This is a genomic window from Citrobacter sp. CK206 (assembly GCF_030333125.1).
GTDB lineage: Bacteria > Pseudomonadota > Gammaproteobacteria > Enterobacterales > Enterobacteriaceae > Citrobacter_B > Citrobacter_B koseri.
In genome coordinates this window covers 367,485-383,039 of record NZ_JAOWGM010000021.1, presented here as the reverse complement: position 1 = coordinate 383,039, position 15,555 = coordinate 367,485, and the positions used below count along the sequence as shown (strand labels likewise).

Here is a 15,555-nt window from a genome sequence, read left to right as displayed (position 1 = left end):
TAAACCCGGGCAAGAACAAAGAGACAGCGAATACGCTTTACTGGCTGACCTGAATATCGCGTAATAAAGAGAGATTGCCCTGCTGAACGAAAGTAAACGCCACTTTGTCGCCGGGTTTAATGTCACCGGAACGGGTTTCCGGGGTCAGGGTAAAGCGCATCGTCATCGCAGGCCAGTTGACCGCCGGAATAGGTTCATGATCGATAGTCACTTTTTTCGTGTCTTTGTCGATGGCTTTAACCACGCCGGTTGAATGAATCACCTGCTCCTGCTGCACCGCTGATGCGTTATTCATCATCTCGCCGTGGTGATGTTCATTCGCCTGAACGTTAAATACCACGGCGGAGAACAGACCCAAAATCGCCGCTTTTACTGTATTGTTCATCATGCTTTCTCCTGAAAATAACGATAAATTTTTATTCCACCCAACCGCCGCCCAGCGCGGTGAACAGCGTAATTTCATTAGCCTGTCGGGCGTAATTCAGATCGAGTAACGTTTGCTGGGTTGAAAACAGAGAGCGCTCCGCATCCAGCACTTCGATATAGCTGACCGCGCCATGCTGATAGAGCGCTCTGGCGCGTTGCAGCGTAATACGCAGCGAGCTCAGATAACGCTGTTGCGCGGTTATCTGGTCGGTCAGGCTCTGGCGCAAAGCCAGCGCATCCGCCACCTCTTTAAACGCGGTCTGGATCTTCTGTTCATAATTCACAACCGATTGCTGCTGGCGAATTTCCGCCAGATCGAGGTTGGCCTGATTACGTCCGGCGTTAAAAATCGGCAGTTCCACTTTCGGGATAAAATTCCACATCCCGCTCGCGGCATTAAATAAACGGGAGAGATCGCTGCTGCTGCCGGACACCCCGCTGGTCAGGGTAATGGAGGGAAAAAAGGCCGCGCGCGCCGCGCCAATATTGGCATTCGCCGCCATCAACGTATGTTCAGCTTCCATAATATCCGGGCGCTGCAACAAGATTTGCGAGGAAAGCGACGGCGGGAGCGTCACGTTTTTAATATCTCCGCTATCGCGCGCCCTGTCATCCGGCAGCACAGAATAAGTGCCCAACAGCAATTGCAGCGCATTATTGGCCTGCGCCAGCTCGCCCTGTCGTTTCGCAATATCGCTGCGGGTGCTTTCAATCACGCCCCGCGCCTGTTCCAGCGCCAGAACGGTCGTGCTGCCGGTCAGCAACTGCTTTTCTACAAATGCGTAAGAGCGTGTATAGTTTTCCAGCGTTTCTTGTGCGATTTGCAACTGCGCGTACGCCAGCCGTTGATTAAAATAACTTTGCGCCACGTTTGAGATTAATAAGATATGCACTGCCCGGCGCGCTTCTTCGCTGGCAAAATAGTTCTGTCGGTCAGCCTCACTCATGTTTTTCAGCCGGCCAAAAAAGTCCAGATCAAAACTCAGATTCAGCCCGGCTTCATATTCGCGGGTACTGCTGCTGTCACCCTTTAATTTTCCTTCCCAGCTTCCGCTGGCATCGGAATTAAGCTGCGGATAACGATCGGCATCCGTCACCCGGTATTGCGCTCTGGCTTCCTGCACTTTCAGCGTCGCCATGCGCAAGTCACGGTTATTGCGTAGCGCCTCGCCGATCAGCGACTTTACTTGCTCATCAACAAAAAAGGTTCGCCAGCCGGTCTCCTGATACCCCGCAGGCGCAGAAACCAGCGCATTCTGGCTCAGGGAGAATTGTTGCGGCACCGGCAACGCGGGCCGCTGATAGTCCGGCGCCAGCGAACAGCCAGTAAGAACAAGCATCACGCTGAGGGTAAGAAGCTTAAATTTGCGCATAGCGTTTCTCGTCCCAACGGGACTGATAACCATATAGTGAATGTGAATTTATGCCCTGTACCTTAACGAAGTGACTCTGTTCGGCCCGTGACAGGAAAATGACAACTTTGTCATTTTCCCAATAACCGATTGCTATCCGATCCTGCTCCTCTAGAATTGAAAACCCGCCCAACCTTTACGTGAAGGAAGACGTGATGAAGATTCTGATAGTCGAAGACGAGAAAAAAACCGGTGAATACCTGACCAAAGGTCTGACGGAAGCGGGCTTCGTGGTGGACCTGGCGGATAACGGGCTTAACGGGTATCACCTGGCGATGACGGGAGATTACGATCTGCTGATCCTCGACATCATGCTGCCGGATGTGAATGGCTGGGATATTGTCCGTATGCTGCGCACCGCCAACAAAGGTATGCCAATCCTTCTTCTTACCGCGCTGGGCACCATTGAACACCGGGTAAAAGGTCTGGAGTTGGGGGCTGACGACTATCTGGTTAAACCGTTCGCTTTCGCTGAATTACTGGCTCGCGTCAGAACGCTGCTGCGTCGCGGCGCGGCGGTGATGGTCGAAAGTCAGTTTCAGGTCGCGGATTTGACGCTCGATCTGGTCAGCAGAAAAGTGACCCGCAACGGCATGCGCATCACGCTCACCAGTAAAGAGTTTACGCTACTGGAGTTTTTCGTCCGCCACCAGGGAGAAGTCTTGCCCCGCTCGCTGATCGCTTCCCAGGTCTGGGATATGAACTTTGACAGCGATACCAACGCGATTGACGTTGCCGTTAAACGGCTGCGCGCGAAAATCGATAACGAGTTCGAACCGAAACTCATCCAGACCGTGCGCGGCGTGGGCTATGTGCTTGAGGTACCGGATGGTGACTAAACGCTTTCAGCGCCCTTTCTCGCTGGCGACGCGCCTGACATTTTTTATCAGCCTCGCCACCATTGCCTCTTTTTTCGCGTTTGCCTGGATCATGATTCACTCCGTAAAAGTGCATTTTGCCGAGCAGGATATCAATGACCTGAAAGAGATCAGCGCGACGCTGGAGCGAATCCTCACGCATCCCGACGAACCGGAAGCACGTCGGCTGGAAATCCTAAAAAACGTTGCCGCCGGTTACTCGAACGTCATTATTTCGCTGGAAGATGCCAACCAGCGGGCGATTTTTCACTCTCCCGGTTCACCTGATCTTCGCCAGTTTATCGCCAAAGCCACACCGGATAACAGCGCGCGTAACGGCGATGTCTTTTTGTTGTCCAGCCCGGACTTACAAAGCAAGAGGCACGCTAACGGGCACGGTACTCATTCCGCATGGCGCATGATTCGCCTGCCGGTCGGGCAATTCGCGGACGGGCAACCGGCCTACACGCTCTATATGGCGTTATCGATCGACTTCCATCTGCACTATATTAACGATCTGAAAAATAAGCTGATTATGACGGCTTCGCTGATTAGCATGATGATCATTTTTATTGTGCTGTTCGCCGTCTACAAAGGCCATGAACCGATTCGCAGCGTCAGCCGCCGGATTCAAAATATTACGTCGAAAGACCTTGATGTGCGTCTTGACCCGCAGGCCGTTCCGATTGAGCTGGAGCGGCTGGTGCTCTCGTTTAACCATATGCTTGAACGCATTGAGGATGTTTTTACCCGCCAGTCGAATTTCTCTGCGGATATCGCCCATGAAATTCGCACCCCGATTACGAATCTGGTGACGCAAACAGAGATTGCGCTAAGCCAGACCCGCAGCCAAAAAGAGCTGGAAGACGTACTCTACTCCAACCTCGAAGAGTTTGGCCGTATGTCGAAGATGGTAAGCGACATGCTGTTTCTGGCTCAGGCCGACAATAACCAGCTCATCCCGGAGAAAAAGGCGCTCGACCTGGCGGATGAAGTCCACAAGGTGTTCGACTTTTTTGAAGCCTGGGCAGAAGAACGCGAAGTGCGTTTGCATTTTGAAGGACGCGCGTGTTGGGTATCCGGCGATCCCATCATGTTACGCAGAGCGCTCAGCAACTTGCTGTCTAACGCCATGCGCTACACCCCAAAAGGCGAAGCCGTCACCGTGCGGCTCAAAGAAATGGACAGGCAGGCGCAGATTACCGTTGAAAACCCCGGCGTTCCCATTGCGCCAGAACATTTACCGCGCCTGTTTGACCGCTTCTACCGGGTTGACCCTTCCCGACAGCGTAAGGGCGAAGGCAGCGGAATTGGGCTGGCGATTGTCAAATCAATCGTCATCGCCCATCAGGGAACCGTGTCCGTAACGTCCGATCTGCGCGCAACGCGCTTTATTCTGACATTGCCGAAACATGGCGATTGAAATGCAGTGATAACGACGCAGCGAAATGGAGTCTGACAGAAAGGCGAGAATAAAGACTGGCGCGCCCTGCAGGATTCGAACCTGCGACCCACGGCTTAGAAGGCCGTTGCTCTATCCAACTGAGCTAAGGGCGCACTGTGTGAAGCGATGGCTTCATGCGGATGAAACGCGTGAATTATACGGTGAGCGCCTGCTGAGTCAATGGCTTTTGTTCTGGTTGCTGAGGAAGTGTACGAATATCTTTTTTTCTGGCGCTACGCAACTATCCAGGAAATCACCTGGTAAGAACTCGGCCTGCATAAAGTGGCATTTTAAGGATAAATGTATTTAGAAAATTAATGCGTTTACTTACTATTTCCTCCCCACTTCCCAGCTGTTCAGGATATTTTTTATGCTGAGTGTCGCCATAAAAGAACAAAATAGCCATTTCGAACACGGTCTTAAAATCATCATGACTCGTCTGACTCATCAGTGGCATCAGAAAATCCAATTTTTACCTGCTGATGATATAGACAAAGCGGACATCGCATTTTTATCGCTGGATGAAGACTGGTTTAGTGCCGGATGTTATCAGATACCGGTACATACCCGGCACCAGCAGAGAGTCATTATTTGTAATGAATACGATAAAGACAAACTTATGTTCAGACCGTGTCTCTATATGCTGCCGCATATTTACCGGGAGGACGATGTTGATGAGATAACCAAAAAGATGGTGCTTATCCTGCATAAACGGGCACTTCGCCGCAGCGTTCCCCCTTCTGTTTGCCATTACTGTACGACTCGCCATTTCTCCATTCTGGAACGCCAGTTTTTAAAGATGGTCGCCCGCGGGCACCGGTTAAGCGAAATTGCCGTACTCCTTTCGTTGAGCGAAGAACAAACCAAATCAATTCGCCGCAGCATCATGAAGAAACTGCACGTAAAAAATGAACAGCAGTTCTTAAATTACATCAGAGTTAACCTGGGTTTTCTGCAAGAATAGACATATTCTCAATTTTCCATCCATCATGTTGAGAAATATCTCACAGATGATTAAGTAACGTCATCTACAGCGATTTTTCACATACTGCCACAATGACACTTATCATATTTCCTGATTGCACAACCGTCAGGAACCGAAAATATTCGGCGGCATTCTTTATGCCTACAGGAGTGTTTTTGTGGCAACTCGCCCGGTATTACAGGGAAATATTCTTGACCCTGCAACATTGCGCACTCAAAAGGAATATCCTTTAAAGCTCGAGCCGATAGTCCATTTATCTTCTGCCCGCACCTTTGGCTATGAAGTTCTGACTCAGGTTCCTTTTCATGTCAATACTGAGCATTTTTTTCACCACCTCTCGTCAGAAAAAATAGTGGCGAATTTTTATCAGCAAGTCGCCACTATTACGCATAATCCCAAAGGCGTACATTATTTTCTTAATTTACCGCTAAAGGTATTTTTACACCTGGATTTTTTTAATTCAGGAGTAACCCCCTGCCCATCCAATCTGATCCTTGAAATCCAGGACCCAGAAACGCTTTTTTCACTTAATAGCCGCCAGCGTTCCCAACTCTATGAAAAAATAAAACAGGTTGAGTCTATCGGAATTCCCGTCTGGCTGGATGATGTCGATGAAAATTTGATCAAAGAAGTGGCTGCCGCCCGCTGGCGTTTTAGTGGTCTGAAACTGGATAAAAATGCGTTCTGGGATCTAATTCTGCATCCTCAGAAACTGCGCCAGGTGATTTTTATGGGGTATAACATTGCAGATGTCATACTCATTGAAGGTATTGAAAATCATGCGCAAAAAGAAATTGCTTTTCATTCTGGCGCCCAATTAGGCCAGGGATACTTATGGCCCGCGCTTTTGCAAAACAAAGAGTAGAAAAACGGAAAGGGAAAGGATGCGCAGCGCACTTCGCAAAGAAAGACATCGCCGTTTAAGAAATACTGATTGCACTCACCACTACCATCACCTTGAACCACAGGTATTTGATCGTCTGGAATATCTGACCCAACGTCTCAATTATGCCCTACCGGACAATACAATCTCTCAGGTTATTATCACGACGGATAACTATCTCGGATATACACTGAATCGCTATTTATTTTCTGGAAAACGCACGGCGGTGTTCAACTCTCTGGAATCACCCTCACGCAGGCTGGAAGAGACGGGCATCAGACAATTGATTGTTGATATGGCTGGACTGGCAGTCTCCTGCTACGAAACGCTTGAGCGATTACGCCTGCTTATCCGAGAGCGAAGCGATATCCAGGTTTACTTACTGGTGCCGGATAAGGATGTTAGTCTGACGCGTTTTATGCAAAAAGCCGGTAAGTTTTATATTCTGCAACGTCGCCAGAATCTCTCATCATTACGTAACGCCTTATTATCTCCCCCCACAGTTAAAAATACTGATGGCACCTTTAGCCATACTGACTGGAAGATCATTTCCGCGTTATCTCAGGGTATGTCTTTAAAGGAAATCGCGCTTTTACTCAATACGCCTTATCACCGGGTGATCTACCGACTCAATCAACTTATTACTCAGTTGGATCTGCCGCATCGACACAGTTTGCTGTATCTGATACACCGCCTTAGCGTCACTTCTCTTCACTTAATTTAACACGCTAACCTCTTAAGCTATAAGATTTTTTAAGAAATTACTTATTTTAACGCCTGACTAAATGTAAATTTTTTACATAAAATTAATATTTACAACTATTCCTGGTATCATAGGAAAATCCCTCTTTCTCTATAATCCTTCAATTGACGGGCTCTCACGGCCTCATCGTTGAAAATTCGCCCAAAAATCACATAACAGAAACTAAACAATTGGTTTTTTGTGTTGTTTTTATATTTAAAAAAAATACTTTTAGCCACAGAACATTGATTCAATAGAGAATAAAACCAAACGCTATTAAACAGTCTAAAACATGCAGAACATCCTAACAGCCAGCACCGATTTGTGTACCGTAAGCCTTTTCCGAAAAAATAGACCAGGTATAATCTCCCTATTCTTAGTTAATCAGAATTTTCTTTTTTGTTGGTGCGAAATGGATATTCCCCACGCTTATTGCTCTTACGCAAAATAGTCAGTTAACAAGGATGGTATTACCTTCACCACTTCCCAGGTTCGTGAGGTATATTCTGGCTATTTGATAATTAATAGTGTCTGACGCTTATCCGCAAACGGAAGACGCGCAAACAGTCTGAGGCATACAACAATGAAACCTGCATCCGTTATCATTATGGACGAACACCCTATTGTCAGAATGTCGATAGAAGTGCTTCTCGAAAAGAATAGTAATATCCAGGTTGTCCTGAAAACCGATGACAATCGTACCGCGGTAGATTATCTGCGCACATATCCTGTGGATCTGGTCATCCTGGATATAGAGCTGCCGGGTACAGATGGATTTACACTGCTTAAACGAATCAAATCAATACAAGAAAATACCAAAATTCTTTTCTTGTCGTCTAAATCTGAATCTTTTTATGCCGGGAGAGCTATCCGGGCAGGCGCAAACGGATTTGTCAGTAAAAGAAAGGATCTCAATGATATTTATAACGCAGTGAAAATGATCTTATCAGGATATTCTTTTTTTCCTTCAGAGACGCTAAATTTTATCAGTAATACCAGTTCACGAAAAGGTGAGCACAATGATATGCCGCTCTCAAACAGGGAGGTTACGGTACTGCGCTATCTCGCCAACGGTTTATCGAATAAAGAAATCGCAGAGCAGCTCTTGCTGAGTAACAAAACCATCAGCGCGCATAAAGCGAACATATTTTCGAAACTCGGCCTGCATACCATTGTTGAGCTTATTGATTACGCGAAGGTACACGACTTGCTGTGATCGTGGCTGACTCCCGACGAGAGATCGTTCGGGAGTACGTTATCGGGATCGGGCTTCAGTTGTAATTGATCATAAAAGTCGCATCCGCCTTTGCGACTCCCGGCTGAACGCCATCGGCCAATGCAATGTAATTCGCATAAAACGTCAGCGTAGCATTACCGTTTTCATCAACGCTTACCGCCTGGCTGGCTTGCTCAAGCGGTAATCTGCTGCGATCGCTGTCGCGGATCTCAATGGCCACTTTTTGCGCCATGACCGCATCATCCAGCGCCAGCAGCGACGTCCCCGCCGCTGGCGTTCCTGAAAAGGTCATTGACGCCGCGCCCGGCGGGCAGCCCTCAAGTTTGATGCTGAAAGGCACGGGCTGGGTGGTATCGCCGCTGGTTTTCAACTGCTTCGTGGGCCAGGTGCCCAGCTCGACCGTTTTGTTACTGTCACCGGTCACTGCGGTGCAGGTGAAGTCCACAACATTACCGCGCAGTTCAATATTAATCTCGCCCAGAGCGGTGTCAGCCCGGCAAAGCGGGCTTAGCAACACGCTGCAAAAAATAGCCAGCAAAAGTCTCATGGCTGTGCGCTCCCCTTAGTCGTAATCCACACGCAGATACCCACGAGCGGTAAAAGGCCCTTCCGTCGGTTTACTCCCCGTGATGCTTACCGGCCATGCGCGGATCCCCACGCTGGCGGCGGCGCTGTCATCCAGACGGAATGGAATTTTGCTGGCCAGATTGTTAGGTGTCAGCGGCACGCCGCCGCTGTCGGAAACGATAAAGCCTAAGTCGGGATTATCAGAGACCATCGCCTGCCCGGAGATTTTCTCCGCCTCCAGACGCATCGACAAATAGGCCTGCGCCGCGACGTTCGTACATTTTATGGCGACCGTTTTTGTCTGCGGCGTCACCCCTTCCGGGCGATTTCCCGCCCCGGCTTTGCTGAACAGCGCGGCGCCGATATCGCCAAAATCAAATTCCACAACCTGCCCGGCATTCACTTCACAGCTTTGCGGAACCTCGACTTTACCGCTGTAGCTGATGGTATAAACCGGCGTGCTCAGGGCATCGCCGGTGCTGGTGGTGACATACACCGAGAACATGGTCTGGCGGGGAATCGGCACCATGTTGATAAAAGGCCGTATCACTTTGAGTTTAAAGATCAGCTTAGAGTCCATCACGCCGAAGGGCTTTTGTTTCGGTACATTGGGGTGCGTCCCCATGCGAATATAATTACGGGGCGGATAAAATAATCCGGCAGCGCTGTCGGTGATACTCATCGCCCCCAGCAGGTAGTCATTGAGCTTGAGATACTGGAATCCTCCTTCCGTACTTTGCACGGGAAGTTCGGTCACATAGCTTCGAAAGGTATAATCCACATTCGTACCAGCAGGACACGTCGCCTGTACGCCAACCCAGCCCGATTTCTCCGGCAGCGTCACCACCTGTCCTACCTGATTATTGCTGCTGGTAAAAACATTCGACAGATCGTAAAACACATCGGTCGGCGTACCGTTCGAGTTATGGCAGACCGTCGCCCATGCCGGATTCGCCAGCAATAATGCGATGGCGCCCGGCAACAACCCTGATTTCATTTTCATCTTTTCTTACCTTTCATGACGACGGACGTTTACAGGTTGCATTAAGCAGCGTCACCGCCTGCTTCAGGCTCTCTTCAGGCAGGGAATAATGCGCCACGCAGCGGGCGTTCACTCCCTCTCCCCACTGAATCAGCAGTTCCCCTTTCAGCGGCAGTCCGCTCAGATAAATTTGCCCGTCGTCGCCCGCCATACTGGTGACGCCGCTGGCGGTTTCGCGCACAATTGAGCCAAACGGCACCGGGCGATCGCCTTGTTTTGCGGTGACAATTGCGCGCACGCCAATTCGCGTGTCAAAGGCAGCGCGTACCAGCGCCCCTTGCGTCGGCACCACGCTGCTGACGTTATTTTCCACATCGGTGTGGTTATCCATTGAGTTGGTATCCAGCGCGACACGGTTATAGCGATATACGGTGGCATAAGGCATGACCGCATATCCGCGCCAGTCGGTTTGCACCCCGGTCTGGTTTTCTATATGCACCCCTTCGGCGCCTGGCGCTTTAATCAGGACGTTGGTATCGCCTAAAGGCTGACTGAGCGTGATGCCGTCCGCATGACCGACCACGCCGCCAGACAGCTGCCAGTTGTAGTCATGCTGGTCTCGATCGTAGTTGTACCCCACGCCGAGCGTCCCGTAAGCCGCCTGCCAGTTCGCGCTGGCGCTGCCGCTGTAGCCATTGGTGCTGCTGTGTCCCTGGTTCACGCTGTAGCTCAGGTTACGCCCGTCTAACAATGTCCCGCCGATGCCGGTCTGCCAGCTGTTCTGCCCATTGCTGTTCCGGTTCGCGTTAAAAGTGGCATAGGTGCGATCCAGGGCATTGTCGCGCGAGTAGCGCCGACCGGTGAGCACGCTGAACGGAACCGACATGTTGAATGCCAGAATGCGATCGGTGCCGGAAATCCCTACGGATTCATTCCACGACCAGGAAAGGGAGTAGCTGATCCCTTGCCAGCCGCTGGCATATCCCAGTTGATACCAGGTATTGGCATCCGACGTGTTCCAGTATGTTTGCTGACTGCCGGAGATATACAGCGAGCCGTAATCCCCCAGATTCTGTGAAATGTTGACCTGGAATCGGCCTTTTTTGCTGTAGTTCAGGTTGTGATAGCTCTGCACTACCGGCACTTTATGACGCTTACCTTCGCTGTCATATTCATACTCGTACCCTTCCATACTGCGGTACGCCACATCGTCAAGCGTGTAGAATCCGCGCGTGGAATAGCGATAGCCCAGTAACTGGAAGTTAGTGCCGTAGTTGTTCAACGACTTGGCGTACAGGAAACGCAGCGACTGCCCCTGGTGGGTGCTGTCATCCGCCAGTTGGCTGCGGGCGTGGGTGACGTCTACCGAAACCGCGCCCCAGTCGCCCAGGTTCCGTCCGGCCCCCAGCACCACCGAGCTGTAGCGCGAAGCCAGTTGCGTGCCGCCATAAGCGGTATACCCTTCAGGCAGACCGGCGATCAGCGTTCCCTGGAAGAAGAATGGCGAGGATTGCTGGCTATTGCCGCTGCGGAAATCCCCTGCCACCAGGTCGAACTTCATACGTCCTTCGCGCTGCAACAGCGGAACGGTGGAGTACGGCACCGTATAGCGCTGCTGACTGCCGTCTTTCTCATCAACCGTCACTTCCAGGTCGCCGCTTGAAGACGTTGGGTTGAGGTCGGTGATCGCGAAAGCGCCCGGTGAGACATAGCTCTGATAGATCACATAGCCGTTCTGGCGGATAGTCAGTTTTGCGGCGGTACGGGCGATCCCACGCACGGTCGGCGCATAGCCTTGCAGGCTATCAGGGTACATATTGTCGGAAGAGTAGAGCCGCGCCCCGCGAAAGCCCACGCTGTCAAACACGTCGTTGCCGGTGTTGCTGTCCCCCATCACCAGTTCGCTTTTCAACGGGATGATGGCGCGTTGTACCCAGGTGCCGATGTTTTTCCAGCTTTGCGAGTGGTATCCGTCGCCTTTGGAATAGCTCCACGCGCCGTTGTTACGCAACCGCCACGGGCCATAGTTCAGGCCGCTCATCAGGCTTAAAAAATAGCTGTCGCTGTTCGTCCCGCGACTGCCGGTAAAACTGTAGTTGATAAGCGCGGCGGGAATCCCCTCATCCCACTCTTCCGGCGGGATATACCCGCGCGCGCTATTCAGCATTGACGCCTGCGGAAGACTGATATTTAAACGCATTGAGGAAAAATCAAAAGCGATTTCAGCGCCGGGAATCGCCTCTGGCAAATTGATGCAGGTCTCCTCCTGGCTTTGCCCAAGCACAGGAAAGGCGGTGGTATTTACCCCCAGCCTTTTGATCCACGCCAGATCAAAACAGGGCATTAATCCGCCTGATTTTTCACCGGTTTTCGTCGACGAGGTTTCAAAGCGAATATCCTGGGTCGCGACGAACTCATCGTTGCGCCAGATATCCACCCGATAGATGCCCGGGGGCTGGTGATTGCCTTTCTCAAAACGTGACAAATCTGCCACGGACGCAGCATCTGCCGACAAAAAAGCCGGGTTAAAGTAACTTTCGCCATGACTTATCGCCGGATAGAGCGCCGCCAGTATGGACAACGCCACCCCCGTCAGATGTGGCGTATACCCCGGCAGTGAACCGGGAAGATACGTTATCTTCTTCATCGTTTTCTCAGTGTGGCTTCACACGTTCCGATCAGCGCAAGCTAACCGTTTTCGCCGGTGTCAGCGCACCGTAATCATTTACCGTCTGGAATGTCACACTTCCCTGCGCGCCTGCCGGAAGCAGAATCTGGGTATTGTTCTTCGGCGCGACCATGACGTTATCAACCTTCTGACTTCCCACTTTGAGATTGACCAGCGTGAGATAGTAAGCAGACGGATTGGTGATTTTCAGGTGGTTCCCGGAACGGGAGAATTGCAGCATTCCTGGCGCGTCTTCCTGCACCTGCGGCAGATTGGCAGGGCGAACAAACAGCTTAATGCGCGACAGGATCGCCAGTTGCAGGACGTTTTTGCCTTCAAGGCTGTTTTTATCCACCGACGGTATCGCTTTCACGTTCATCCAGAACAAAGACTCCCGATCGGCAGGCAGGGGTTGTCCGGCATAAATAATACGCAGCGTGTTTTCACTTTTGGGTTCGCTGACAAACAGCGGCGGTGTAACAACGAACGATTTTTCTTTGACGCCGGCGCTGTTCTCAATCCATGAATTAACCAGATAACGCTCTTTCGATGCGCTGTTGCTAATTGCCAGCGAGGTCTGTTTGGCGTCCGCCGGATAAATAACGCGGGTGGCGCCTAATGCAATTCCCCCGGCCGCCTGCGCACTCATTGAAGTAAATAAGGCAATAAAAATAATAAGGCCTGATTTTATATAATTAAGCATGGCAAAAAATACCTTTTGCGTTTTATCAACGCCCGGAAAACAAATCAGGGGTAAACCAGCGTAAACCACACATCTGAATGAATACTTCCCGGCGTCATATTTTCCGAGATTGCCCGATAGCGAGCCGTGAAATGAAATGTCATTTCTTGCGTTAAAATAGGGGCATAATGAAGCGGCAAGGAATTGGGTATGATTTGCCGTTGTTCCTCATCAAATAATGCCAGACCAATACCGGAGGTCGCCGCCGTGTCGCTGCGCGCCAGGAATACCTGCGGATCTTCTGCGGGAGTCACACCGGAAAAAGCGATCCCAACATGGCTATAAACCTCTGAACTACAATCGGTTAATCGCAGCGCGAAAGGAATACTGGTCGGGGCGAAACTCCCGGTGCCAGAAAAGACATTGGTGCGGTATTGCCCCATCTGTACACGGAGATCCTGGCTTTCGGAATTCACCGCGCAGGCGCCGTTTACCAGTTGGCCCCGCAGGTGAAGATTACCGCTCTCCAGTATCACCGTATGCGCGAATGCGGGCATCGCGCAAATCAGCCCCACCAGCGCCACGCCTTTGCTAATCATCTGCTGTATCACTTATCGTCCCCGGATAGCGCCTCATCCATTGAGGCTTGCCACATCCCTGAATCCCTGGTGGGTTTATTCGTACTTCATGATGAAGGTTGCGTCGGCGTTAGCCTGACCCGGCGTGGTGTCCGCAGCAGTCGCTTTATAACGCGCGGTGAAACGCAGCGTGTTGCTACCTTCTACCAGCGCCTGAGCCGTAGAGAAGGTCGCGCCGTCTGGCTTCAGCGGAGAAGAGGTGTTATCAAGAATTTCGATCCCTACGCCGCCTGCCGTGGTGCCATTGTCACCAGACACGACTGCCAGCAGGCTGTCGTTTGTACCGTCAGCCTGACCAGAGAACGCAACGGCAGCGGTCGCTGCTACGCTCGGATCGCAGTCATTCAGTACAATGGTGAACGGAATCTGTGCGCTGGTATCGCCAACAGCGGTAAAGCTGGCGGTACGATACTGGCCCAGGGTCACGGTCTGATCGGCAGATTTCGTGCTAACGGCACACGCTGCATTGACCAGCTCACCTTCAAAGTGAACCGTACCGCCGCTAACGCTTACCGGATCGGCATGAGCCGCACCAGCAGCAAACATCAGGCCAGCAATAACGGAAGAGGTCATTAATTTAAGTTTCATGGATTTCCCTTGAATTACGCACATTCGGCTCCAGTTTCCTGCGGGAACCGTTTGAATCACTATCGACATAATAATGTCAGGCTAATTATCTCTGCATCCTGTAAAGATATATATCGAAAGAGAATTAGCTAACCTTTTTACCCCAACTCTCCTGAGCATTAGATTCACTAATTAATCTTTACGAATATGACAATTCGTCACAGGGATAAATTAAACATTTCAATAAGTGAAAAATACCTTCAATCTCTTTAATTAGCCCAGGTAAATTCTTATTGGGATATAGGACAGGTCTAAGCCTTTTTTATATAAAAGTGTTCAATATCACACTTAACGCCACGTTTTTCGCGGCATTCCCCCTAATTTTAGCAGGGTGATGAATTGTTTCTTTTAGGTTAATTTTGATTAGGTTGCTCATTAATCACCCACAGGATTTTACCCCTCTCCGTAGCCCGTATCGCAGTGGTCACTGCACCGATCACACGTAAAGACGCAAACGATAACTGACAGCGCGCCCCGCTTCTGACAAAATAGCCACATCCCCTTCGACTTAATGTAACAGACGGAATCCTCTCTCTGATGGCAGCAAAGATTATTGACGGTAAAACGATTGCGCAGCAGGTGCGCTCTGAGGTTGCTCAAAAAGTTCAGGCGCGTGTCGCGGCCGGACTTCGCGCCCCAGGGTTGGCCGTTGTATTGGTAGGCAGCAACCCGGCTTCGCAGATTTATGTGGCGAGTAAGCGCAAAGCCTGTGAAGAGGTGGGATTCGTCTCCCGCTCCTATGACCTGCCCGAAACCACCAGCGAAGCAGAACTGCTGGAGCTGATTGATACGCTTAACGCCGACAACACTATCGACGGTATTCTGGTGCAGTTGCCGTTACCGGCGGGCATCGATAACGTCAAAGTGCTGGAACGCATTGCGCCGGACAAAGACGTAGATGGTTTCCATCCCTATAACGTAGGCCGTCTGTGCCAGCGCGCGCCGCGTCTGCGCCCCTGTACGCCGCGCGGCATCGTCACGCTGCTGGAGCGTTACAACATCGATACCTTCGGACTGAATGCCGTCGTCATCGGCGCCTCGAATATCGTCGGTCGCCCGATGAGCATGGAACTGCTGCTGGCAGGCTGCACAACGACCGTGACTCACCGCTTCACCAAAGATCTGCGTCGCCATGTTGAACACGCCGATCTGCTGATTGTCGCCGTCGGCAAACCCGGATTCATTCCCGGCGAGTGGATTAAAGAAGGCGCTATCGTGATTGATGTCGGAATCAACCGACTGGAAAATGGTAAAGTGGTCGGCGATGTGGTCTTTGAAGACGCTGCCGCGCGCGCATCCTATATCACCCCGGTACCGGGCGGCGTCGGTCCGATGACGGTCGCAACACTTATCGAAAACACGCTACAGGCGTGCGTTGAATATCACGATCCACAAGGTAAATAAC

At 51.0% G+C, this 15,555-nt stretch carries 15 protein-coding genes and 1 tRNA gene; 7 read left to right on the top strand and 9 right to left on the bottom strand.

All coding sequences use genetic code 11. The features are described 5' to 3' along the window. Window positions 1–37: 37 nt before the first annotated feature. On the bottom strand, window positions 38–385 hold the full coding sequence (cusF, locus tag OGX81_RS04875) for a cation efflux system protein CusF (RefSeq protein ID WP_104869159.1): 348 nt from the start codon (window positions 383–385) through the stop codon (window positions 38–40). Between the two features lie 31 nt (window positions 386–416). Next, entirely contained in the window at window positions 417–1,799 is a 1,383-nt protein-coding gene (locus OGX81_RS04870; protein WP_024130572.1) for an efflux transporter outer membrane subunit, read from the bottom strand. Window positions 1,800–1,993: 194 nt separating this feature from the next. Here OGX81_RS04870 and cusR point away from each other — a divergent pair, with 194 nt between their 5' ends. Both cusR and OGX81_RS04860 read left to right on the top strand, forming a co-directional pair. Then, the gene (cusR, locus tag OGX81_RS04865; RefSeq protein WP_024130574.1) at window positions 1,994–2,677 is read left to right on the top strand and encodes a copper response regulator transcription factor CusR; all 684 of its coding nucleotides are present in this window, start codon (window positions 1,994–1,996) and stop codon (window positions 2,675–2,677) included. Beyond that, complete coding sequence (locus OGX81_RS04860; RefSeq protein WP_110123520.1) at window positions 2,667–4,118, top strand: Cu(+)/Ag(+) sensor histidine kinase; 1,452 nt, start codon at window positions 2,667–2,669, stop codon at window positions 4,116–4,118. The genes cusR and OGX81_RS04860 overlap by 11 nt, the downstream gene beginning before the upstream one ends. Window positions 4,119–4,175: 57 nt before the next feature. Here OGX81_RS04860 and OGX81_RS04855 read toward each other — a convergent pair. Beyond that, window positions 4,176–4,252 (bottom strand) — tRNA-Arg (locus OGX81_RS04855). 257 nt (window positions 4,253–4,509) lie between these two features. Here OGX81_RS04855 and fimW point away from each other — a divergent pair. The 4 genes from fimW (at window position 4,510) to fimZ (ending at window position 7,965) form a co-directional block, all read left to right on the top strand. Next, window positions 4,510–5,103: a fimbria biosynthesis transcriptional regulator FimW gene (gene fimW, locus OGX81_RS04850; RefSeq protein WP_047458307.1), complete on the top strand. Its 594-nt coding sequence runs from the start codon at window positions 4,510–4,512 to the stop codon at window positions 5,101–5,103. A 178-nt stretch (window positions 5,104–5,281) separates the two neighbouring features. Further along, complete coding sequence (locus tag OGX81_RS04845; RefSeq protein ID WP_232103861.1) at window positions 5,282–5,989, top strand: EAL domain-containing protein; 708 nt, start codon at window positions 5,282–5,284, stop codon at window positions 5,987–5,989. Between the two features lie 19 nt (window positions 5,990–6,008). Continuing rightward, entirely contained in the window at window positions 6,009–6,731 is a 723-nt protein-coding gene (fimY, locus tag OGX81_RS04840; RefSeq protein ID WP_104868970.1) for a fimbria biosynthesis regulator FimY, read from the top strand. 601 nt (window positions 6,732–7,332) lie between these two features. Next, window positions 7,333–7,965: a fimbria biosynthesis transcriptional regulator FimZ gene (fimZ, locus tag OGX81_RS04835; RefSeq protein ID WP_012133449.1), complete on the top strand. Its 633-nt coding sequence runs from the start codon at window positions 7,333–7,335 to the stop codon at window positions 7,963–7,965. Window positions 7,966–8,020: 55 nt separating this feature from the next. Here the strand turns inward: fimZ and sfmF are convergent, their stop codons facing one another. From sfmF to fimA, 6 genes are all read right to left on the bottom strand, one after another. Beyond that, complete coding sequence (gene sfmF / locus OGX81_RS04830) at window positions 8,021–8,533, bottom strand: fimbria assembly protein (RefSeq protein ID WP_047458317.1); 513 nt, start codon at window positions 8,531–8,533, stop codon at window positions 8,021–8,023. Window positions 8,534–8,548: 15 nt separating this feature from the next. Then, window positions 8,549–9,556: a type 1 fimbria D-mannose specific adhesin FimH gene (gene fimH, locus OGX81_RS04825; RefSeq protein WP_104868971.1), complete on the bottom strand. Its 1,008-nt coding sequence runs from the start codon at window positions 9,554–9,556 to the stop codon at window positions 8,549–8,551. 13 nt (window positions 9,557–9,569) lie between these two features. After that, entirely contained in the window at window positions 9,570–12,182 is a 2,613-nt protein-coding gene (locus OGX81_RS04820) for a fimbrial biogenesis usher protein (RefSeq protein WP_104868972.1), read from the bottom strand. A 31-nt stretch (window positions 12,183–12,213) separates the two neighbouring features. After that, window positions 12,214–12,906, bottom strand: coding sequence for a type 1 fimbria chaperone FimC (gene fimC, locus OGX81_RS04815; protein ID WP_104869160.1), 693 nt, complete (start codon window positions 12,904–12,906; stop codon window positions 12,214–12,216). A gap of 44 nt (window positions 12,907–12,950) precedes the next feature. Next, entirely contained in the window at window positions 12,951–13,484 is a 534-nt protein-coding gene (fimI, locus tag OGX81_RS04810) for a type 1 fimbrial protein subunit FimI (protein ID WP_012133454.1), read from the bottom strand. Between the two features lie 75 nt (window positions 13,485–13,559). After that, a complete protein-coding gene (gene fimA, locus OGX81_RS04805; protein ID WP_024130577.1) occupies window positions 13,560–14,111 on the bottom strand; it encodes a type 1 fimbrial major subunit FimA in 552 nt (183 codons plus the stop codon). 576 nt (window positions 14,112–14,687) lie between these two features. Between fimA and folD the strand changes: the two genes are divergently transcribed. Next, window positions 14,688–15,554 carry a bifunctional methylenetetrahydrofolate dehydrogenase/methenyltetrahydrofolate cyclohydrolase FolD gene (gene folD / locus OGX81_RS04800; protein WP_012133456.1) on the top strand — a complete coding sequence of 289 codons (867 nt, stop codon included), beginning with the start codon at window positions 14,688–14,690 and terminating at the stop codon, window positions 15,552–15,554. The last annotated feature ends 1 nt before the right edge of the window (window position 15,555 follow it).

Bases quoted from the DNA above. Each gene is read 5' to 3' on its own strand.
- cusF (WP_104869159.1), bottom strand. From the start codon at position 385: ATGAACAATACAGTAAAAGCGGCGATTTTGGGTCTGTTCTCCGCCGTG.
- OGX81_RS04870 (WP_024130572.1), bottom strand. From the start codon at position 1,799: ATGCGCAAATTTAAGCTTCTTACCCTCAGCGTGATGCTTGTTCTTACT.
- cusR (WP_024130574.1), top strand. From the start codon at position 1,994: ATGAAGATTCTGATAGTCGAAGACGAGAAAAAAACCGGTGAATACCTG.
- OGX81_RS04860 (WP_110123520.1), top strand. From the start codon at position 2,667: ATGGTGACTAAACGCTTTCAGCGCCCTTTCTCGCTGGCGACGCGCCTG.
- fimW (WP_047458307.1), top strand. From the start codon at position 4,510: ATGCTGAGTGTCGCCATAAAAGAACAAAATAGCCATTTCGAACACGGT.
- fimY (WP_104868970.1), top strand. From the start codon at position 6,009: ATGCGCAGCGCACTTCGCAAAGAAAGACATCGCCGTTTAAGAAATACT.
- fimZ (WP_012133449.1), top strand. From the start codon at position 7,333: ATGAAACCTGCATCCGTTATCATTATGGACGAACACCCTATTGTCAGA.
- sfmF (WP_047458317.1), bottom strand. From the start codon at position 8,533: ATGAGACTTTTGCTGGCTATTTTTTGCAGCGTGTTGCTAAGCCCGCTT.
- fimH (WP_104868971.1), bottom strand. From the start codon at position 9,556: ATGAAAATGAAATCAGGGTTGTTGCCGGGCGCCATCGCATTATTGCTG.
- OGX81_RS04820 (WP_104868972.1), bottom strand. From the start codon at position 12,182: ATGAAGAAGATAACGTATCTTCCCGGTTCACTGCCGGGGTATACGCCA.
- fimC (WP_104869160.1), bottom strand. From the start codon at position 12,906: ATGCTTAATTATATAAAATCAGGCCTTATTATTTTTATTGCCTTATTT.
- fimI (WP_012133454.1), bottom strand. From the start codon at position 13,484: ATGATTAGCAAAGGCGTGGCGCTGGTGGGGCTGATTTGCGCGATGCCC.
- fimA (WP_024130577.1), bottom strand. From the start codon at position 14,111: ATGAAACTTAAATTAATGACCTCTTCCGTTATTGCTGGCCTGATGTTT.
- folD (WP_012133456.1), top strand. From the start codon at position 14,688: ATGGCAGCAAAGATTATTGACGGTAAAACGATTGCGCAGCAGGTGCGC.